This is a genomic window from Streptomyces sp. NP-1717, from assembly GCF_022695985.1.
GTDB lineage: Bacteria > Actinomycetota > Actinomycetes > Streptomycetales > Streptomycetaceae > Streptomyces.
In genome coordinates this window covers 1-6,424 of sequence record NZ_JAAPBF010000313.1, presented here as the reverse complement: position 1 = coordinate 6,424, position 6,424 = coordinate 1, and the positions used below count along the sequence as shown (strand labels likewise).

Sequence of the window (6,424 nt, the reverse complement as noted above, 5' to 3'; positions counted from 1 at the left end):
GCCCTGCCACTCCACCCAGGCGGGATCGTCGAGCAGTTCCCACGCGTCGGGCAGCCCGGCGAGCCGCAGGAATTCGATCAGATGGTCGTCGTTGTGGGCGAGTCCCATGATCCGGCCGCGGACGGTGACCCGCCGGCCGCCCGTCCCGGACGGCCGGTGCACGACGATCGGTGTGTCACTCATACGGTCAAGAGTGCGACTCCCGGGCCCCGAGCGCAGCCTCGGGGTCCGGTCTTTGCCCGGAGATCACCGCGAAATGGACCGCTAACCGGCTCTTCCGCGTACTTTGTCGCCGCCCGGATGCGGGATACGACACACCCCCCGATGCTGGAGGTGAACCCACTAGGGAGGACGAGTCATGTCGATGCTCGACAAGCTCAAGGGTCTGGTCAAGGGCCACGAGGACACGGTGCGAAAAGGCGTCGACAAGGCCGGTGACGCCGTCGACAAGAAGACCGGGAACAAGTACGAGCGCCAGGTCGACTCGGCCCAGGAGAAGATCAACGAACAGCTGGGGTCCCACCAGCGGCCCACACCGGGCGACGACCGCCCGCCGCGGAGCTGAGCCCCGGAGCCGATCCGGACGAGAGAGCCCGCGTGAAGGCCCCGACCGGCCCCCCGCCCCGGTCGGGGCCTTCACGCGCCGGCCCTACGGCCGAGCCCCCTCGGAGCCCACGTACTGCTCCGCGAACTCCCCCACCGGCTCGATCGGCGTGATGATGTCGATCAGCACCCCCGCGGGGTCGGCCAGGATGAAGTGCCGCTGCCCGAAGTCCTCGCTGCGCAGCGGGAGTACGGGGGCCAGCCCCGCACCGACGACCAGCCGCTCCCACTCCGCGTCCACGTCCGTGACCTCGAAGTTGAGGAGGAGGCCCTGGACGGGTCTGCCGTAGCCCTCGGGCAGCGTGGGGTGGGTGGGGTCGAGGAGCGCCAGTTCGTACGGCACGGTCCCCGGCCGTCGCAGGCTCACGTACCAGTCGGCCTCGAAGGTCGTCTCGAAGCCCAGATACCGGGTGTAGAAGTCGCGGGACTCCTGGAGCCTCGTGGTGGCGATCACGGGATAGAGGCTGGTCAGCTCCATGACGATTCCTTTCGCATACCATCGGTACGCGAACGACGTTATTCGCATACCGTCGGTATGTCAATCGGAGGGGAACGCGATGCCGCAGGAGCACGGTGCCAGGGCCCGGCAGCGGGAGCAGACCAGACTGACCCTGCTGCGCGAGGGCCGCAGGCTCTTCGCGGAGCAGGGTTACGGCGCGGTGAGCCTCGCGGAGATCGTCACCGCCGCCGGTGTGACCAAGGGCGCGCTCTACCACCACTTCGACGGCAAGACCGCGCTGTTCCGGGCCGTACTGGAGGACGTCCAGGAGGAGGTGGGGCGGCGCGTGGCGGGGGCGGCCGGCGCGCGGGACGGATCCTGGGACCAACTGGTCGCGGGCTGCCAGGAGTTCATCACGGCCACGACCGCACCGGACATCCAGCGGATCATGCTCGTCGACGGGCCCGCCGTGCTCGGCTGGACCGAGTGGCGGGCCATGGACGAGGCGTCGTCGGCCCGCCATCTGACGGAGGCGCTGACCGCGCTCGTGGACGAGGGCGTCGTCGCCGCGCAGCCGGTGGCGCCCCTCGCGCACCTGCTGTCGGGCGCCATGAACGAGGCGGCCCTGTGGCTGGCGACCTCGGCCGACCCGACGGACCTCGGCGACACCCGGGCCGCGCTGGGGCGCCTCCTCGATGCGCTGCGGGTCGGCTGACGGCCCCTCCGACGACGGGCCGCCGGACGACGGGTCGGGGGTGCCGTGGCCCGCGCGCCCTCAGCGGGTGAGGAGGTCGAGTACGGCCCCGACCACGTCCCGCGGTGCCTCCTCGGCCATGAAGTGGCCGCAGGAGACGGTGGAGTGCCGCAGGTCGGGCGCCCAGGCGCGCCAGCGCGCGGCGGCGTCGAAGCCCAGGGCCGTACCCCAGTCCTGCTGGAGGACGGTCACCGGCATCCGCAGCAGGTTCCCGGCGTCGCGGTCGGCCTGGTCGTGGACGACGTCGATCCCGGCGGAGGCCCGGTAGTCGGCGACGACGGAGGGCACGGACGCGCGGGAGGCCGCCAGGTACGCGGCCCGGATGTCGGCCGGGATCGCCCGCGGATCGCGCGTCCAGATGTCGAGGAAGTGGCCGAAGAACGCGTCCGCGCTCGCGGCGATCATCCGCTCGGGCAGACCGGGCGGCTGGGCCATCAGATAGAGGTGGAAGCCGACGGCGGCGGAGGTGCCGTGCATGACGTCCCAGGTGTCGAGCGTGGGCAGGACGTCAAGCGAGGCGAGGTGGGTGATCACCTCCGGGTGGTCGAGGGCCGCCCGGATCGCCACGAGCGCGCCCCGGTCGTGGCCGGCCAGCGCGAACCGGTCGTGCCCCAGGGCACGGGCGAGCGCGACGACGTCGGCGGCCATGGTGCGCTTGGCGTACGTGAGCCCGGCGGCCCCATCGGCCCCGGCGTCCTCGGCGGGCTTGTCGCTGGCGCCGTAACCGCGCAGGTCGGGGCAGATGACGGTGTGGCGGGCGGCGAGTTCGACGGCGACGTGCCGCCACATGAGGTGGGTCTGCGGGAAGCCGTGCAGCAGCACGACCGGGCTGCCCGAGCCTCCGACGGCGACGTTGAGGGCGATGTCGCCGTCGACGGGGACGCGCCGGTAGGTGAAGCCGGGGATGGTGGGGTGCATGACGCGCCTTTCGTAGGGTGAGGTGCCTGGCTTCGAGCCTGTACGCCGCGAATCAGCGCCGGGTCAGCAGCGGGCCGGTGACGGGGCGGCGCGGACGGGAGGCGAATGGAACGGGAAGAAGTCCTGTTCGGCGTACTCGGCCCCGTGACCGCCGAGCGCGCGACCGTGGACAGCGCCGGGCGCACCGCCGGCGACGGGCGCGCCCCGATCGCCCCGAGCACCCCGATCGCCCTCAAGGGCCCGCGCCACCGCGCCGTACTGGCCCGTCTGATCGTCGCCCGCCGCCGGGTCGTCCCCGTCACCCGGCTGGTCACCGACCTGTGGCCGGATGCACCGCCGCCCGGCGCGGTCGGCGCCGTACAGACCTTCGTCGCCGCCCTGCGCCGCGCCCTCGAACCGGACCGTCCGCCCCGTGCTCCCGCCCGGCTGCTCGTCACCGAAGGCCCCGGTTACGCGCTGCGCGCCGGGCCGGACACCGTCGACGCCTGGCGTTTCGAGACGACGGTCGGCGAGGCCGCGAAGCTGCCGCCCGCCCGGGCGCTGCCCCGGCTCGACGAGGCGCTGGAGCTGTGGCGTGGGCCCGCGTACGCGGACTTCGCGCACGAGGAGTGGGTACGGGGCGAGCGTGCCCGCCTCGCCGAACTGCGGCTCCGTTCCGTCGAGCGCAGGGCCGGCGCACAGCTGGACCTCGGCCTCGCCGCCGAGGCCGTACCCGACCTGGACGCGCATCTGGCCGACCACCCCTGGCGCGAGGACGCGTGGCGGCTGCTGGCGCTCGCGCTGTACCGGACGGGCCGCCAGGGGGACGCGCTCGCCGTCCTGCGCCGGGCCCGGTCGACGCTGGTGGAACAGCTCGGCGTGGACCCGGGGCCGGCGCTGCGCCGGCTGGAGGCGGACGTCCTGGCGCAGGATCCGGCACTCGGCGCCACCGACGGGCCGGCCGGTCCCACCGAGACGGCGGCGCGCCTGTGGACCCGGGCGGCAGCGGCGTACGACCGCACGGTCGCGTCCGGCGCCCGCGCCCGTCTGGAGACGACGGTGGGCCTGCTCCGCGATCTCGCGGTGACCGGTGGCGGCGGGCTGGCCGCCGCCCGCGAGCACCGGATGGCCGCCGTCGCCGCAGCCGAGGAGTTCGGCGACCCGGTGCTGACCGGCCGGGTGATCGGCGCCTTCGACGTCCCCGCGATCTGGACCCGGGGCGACGACCCGGAACTGGCGCGGCAAATCGTCGCCGCCGCCGAACGCACCCTGGCCGCCCTGCCGCCGCCCGGCGGATCGGATGGACCGGACGGGTCGGACGGACCGGACGGGTCGGACGGACCGGATGGATCGCGTACGTACGACGCGGTGCGCTGCCGGCTGCTCGCGACCGTCGCCGTGGAGACGCGCGGGTCGCACTCCTCGCGCGGCCCCCAGGCGGCGGGCCAGGCGGAGGCGATCGCCCGGCGCCTCGACGACCCGGCGCTACTGGCGTTCGCGCTGAACGGCGTGTTCATGCAGTCCTTCACCCGTGCCGGTCTCGCGCCCCGCCGCGCCGAAATCGGCGCGGAACTGGTCGGGTTGGGCGCCCGCAACGGCCTGGTGACCTTCGAGGTGCTCGGCCGTCTGATCGGCCTTCAGGCACACGCCGCCCTCGGCGACTTCCGGTCGGCCGACGCCCACGCCACCGCCGCGGACCGTCTGGCGGAGCGTCATGAACTCCCGCTCGTGGGCGTCTTCACGCGCTGGTACGGCGCACTGCGCCTGGCCGCCGCCGGGGATCTCGCCCGGGCCCGGCCGGCGTACGAGACCGCGGCCGCCGACCTGCCGGACTCGGGCATGCCGGGGCTGACCCACGGCCTCCTGCCCCTGGCCCTGTTGTCGCTGCACTTCGCCGACGGCCCCCGCGTTCCGGCGCGGGACGCGGTCGACCCGGCGGCGGACTGGGGCCCGTACCGCCCCTGGATCACCCCGCTCGCCGCTCTCGCCTCGGGCGACCGTCCCGCCGCGCGCACCGCCCTGCGCGCGCTGCCGGATCCGCCCCGCGATCTGCTGTACGAGGCGTGCTGCTGTCTGGAGGCGACGGCGGCGCTGGAGCTCGGCGACCGCCCCGTACTCGCCCGCGTCCACGAGCGCCTGCTGCCCGCGTCCGCCGAACTCGCGGGCGCGGGCAGCGGGTTGCTCACCCTGGGCCCGGTGGGCCGCTACCTCACGGCGATCGGCGCGGCGCTACGGGACTGAGTTCCGGCGGGCCGTGCCGCCGGTGCGGAACGTCCGCCGGTAGGTGTCCGGAGGCACGCCGAGAGCGCGGTGGAAGTGGCGGCGCGGGGTGGCGCGCCGTACCCATACCGGTGCGGGCGGTCAAGCGCCGGGTCGCCCGGATCAGGAACGGCACCTGTCACGTGGGGATGGGCTTGACCTTGCTGCAGTTCTTCCACTCCACCCACGGGCGGGCGCCGCCGTTCTTGGGCCCGGTGGCGTAGGTCGGGTTGCCGGTGATCGTCTGCGTCTTCTCCTCATGGGTGATGTCGATCCCGAAGAGTTTGAACCCGAGGGTGAACTGCCCGGCGGAGATGCCGAAGCCGATGCCCAGTGACGCGTTCCACCAGTCGGTGTTGGCCCGGTAGTCGAGCCTGCTGAGCTTCCCCTTCTCGTGCAGGAGCCGTTCGAGCGGGCTCGCGTCCGGGCCCGGCACCTTGGCCGCGTCGGTGGGGGAGGGCAGCGGGTTCTTCGCGGGCTGGTCGCCGTTTCCGCGCAGCCAGTCCTCGACGAGGACACTGTCGGCGTCGTTGTCGAGGATGAGTTCCGCCGTCTCGGTGTGGATCTGCGACTGGGTGGATCCGCCACCGCCGCCGACGTCGATCGTCACGGGACCGGCGTTGGCGCCTCCCTCGACCTTGACGCCGCCACCGCCCCCGGCCTCCTCGCTGGTGGTGATCATCAGCTTCTCCGGGCGGTGCGGTTTGCCGTCCGCCTCCTCCTGGTCGTAGGTCGCCGCGTCGTAGGTGACGGCCACCTGCTGCATCCGCTCACCGGTGGCGACCCCGCCGGCGCCGCCCGCTCCCTTGACGGTGAAGGTGTAGACGAAGGTGATCTTCCCGGCGTTCGGTCCGCTGTGCGCACGCATGACGACGACGTCCTCGGTCATCGTGCCGTTGGCCAGCTCGCCGGATATCTTCCCCAGGTCCTTGGGGCCGTCGCCGGAGTCCTTGCCGCCCTTTCCGCTGCCCTTGAACTTCCCGCCGAAGTTCGCGTTGCCGGACGCCTCGACGGAGGTCTTGGTGATGTCGACGTCCGGTGCCTTCTCGGGCGGCAGATCGGGCTTCTTCTTGCCGGCGTGGTAGCCGCAGATCATGCCGAGTTCGGAGGAACGGGGCCCGGCCGGGCGCGAGTTGCACTCGTCCTGGGCCTTCAGGTACTCGGTGAACTGCTTCGCGTCCTCCAGATTCAGCTCAAGGTCCTTCTGCGGGTCGCCGGTCTTGTTCCCGGAGAACAGCCACTGTCCGCCGCTGCCGCTGCCCGCCAGATACGTGCCGCTCAGCTTGGCGCTGCCGCCCCAGTCCTCCAGGCCGCGGATGCCGGCGGAGATGCTGGCCGTGACCCCGCCGCCCGTTTCGGTGATCCGCTCCAGGGTGACGGTGCCGTCGGACCACTGCTGCAGCTTGACCGTCTCCGAGCTGCTGATCTTGATGAAGAAGATCTGGACGACGACGGTGGTCTTGGTCTGTTCC

Annotated in this window: 7 protein-coding genes and 1 pseudogene; 3 read left to right on the top strand and 5 right to left on the bottom strand. The window is 73.0% G+C overall.

Annotated elements, in window-relative coordinates:
• Window positions 1–183: hypothetical protein (locus GXP76_RS33090; protein WP_242575316.1), on the bottom strand; the 183-nt coding region annotated here is incomplete at its 3' end.
• A gap of 175 nt (window positions 184–358) precedes the next feature.
• Between GXP76_RS33090 and GXP76_RS33085 the strand changes: the two genes are divergently transcribed.
• Window positions 359–565: an antitoxin gene (locus tag GXP76_RS33085; RefSeq protein WP_242575315.1), complete on the top strand. Its 207-nt coding sequence runs from the start codon at window positions 359–361 to the stop codon at window positions 563–565.
• Between the two features lie 84 nt (window positions 566–649).
• Here the strand turns inward: GXP76_RS33085 and GXP76_RS33080 are convergent, their stop codons facing one another.
• Window positions 650–1,081 (bottom strand): VOC family protein, encoded by a 432-nt coding sequence (locus GXP76_RS33080; RefSeq protein WP_242575314.1) that lies wholly within the window; start codon window positions 1,079–1,081, stop codon window positions 650–652.
• 79 nt (window positions 1,082–1,160) lie between these two features.
• Between GXP76_RS33080 and GXP76_RS33075 the strand changes: the two genes are divergently transcribed.
• Window positions 1,161–1,757: a TetR/AcrR family transcriptional regulator gene (locus tag GXP76_RS33075; protein WP_242575313.1), complete on the top strand. Its 597-nt coding sequence runs from the start codon at window positions 1,161–1,163 to the stop codon at window positions 1,755–1,757.
• A 60-nt stretch (window positions 1,758–1,817) separates the two neighbouring features.
• Here the strand turns inward: GXP76_RS33075 and GXP76_RS33070 are convergent, their stop codons facing one another.
• Complete coding sequence (locus tag GXP76_RS33070; protein WP_242575312.1) at window positions 1,818–2,714, bottom strand: alpha/beta fold hydrolase; 897 nt, start codon at window positions 2,712–2,714, stop codon at window positions 1,818–1,820.
• 105 nt (window positions 2,715–2,819) lie between these two features.
• On the opposite strand from GXP76_RS33070, the gene GXP76_RS33065 reads away from it, so the two are divergent.
• Window positions 2,820–4,934, top strand: coding sequence for a BTAD domain-containing putative transcriptional regulator (locus GXP76_RS33065; protein ID WP_242575311.1), 2,115 nt, complete (start codon window positions 2,820–2,822; stop codon window positions 4,932–4,934).
• Here the strand turns inward: GXP76_RS33065 and GXP76_RS33060 are convergent.
• A pseudogene (locus GXP76_RS33060) lies at window positions 4,923–5,058 on the bottom strand (AraC family transcriptional regulator); the annotation flags it as partial. The gene GXP76_RS33065 and the pseudogene GXP76_RS33060 overlap by 12 nt on opposite strands.
• A 33-nt stretch (window positions 5,059–5,091) precedes the next feature.
• The coding region (locus tag GXP76_RS33055) for a hypothetical protein (RefSeq protein WP_242575310.1) at window positions 5,092–6,424 on the bottom strand (1,333 nt) is incomplete at its 5' end.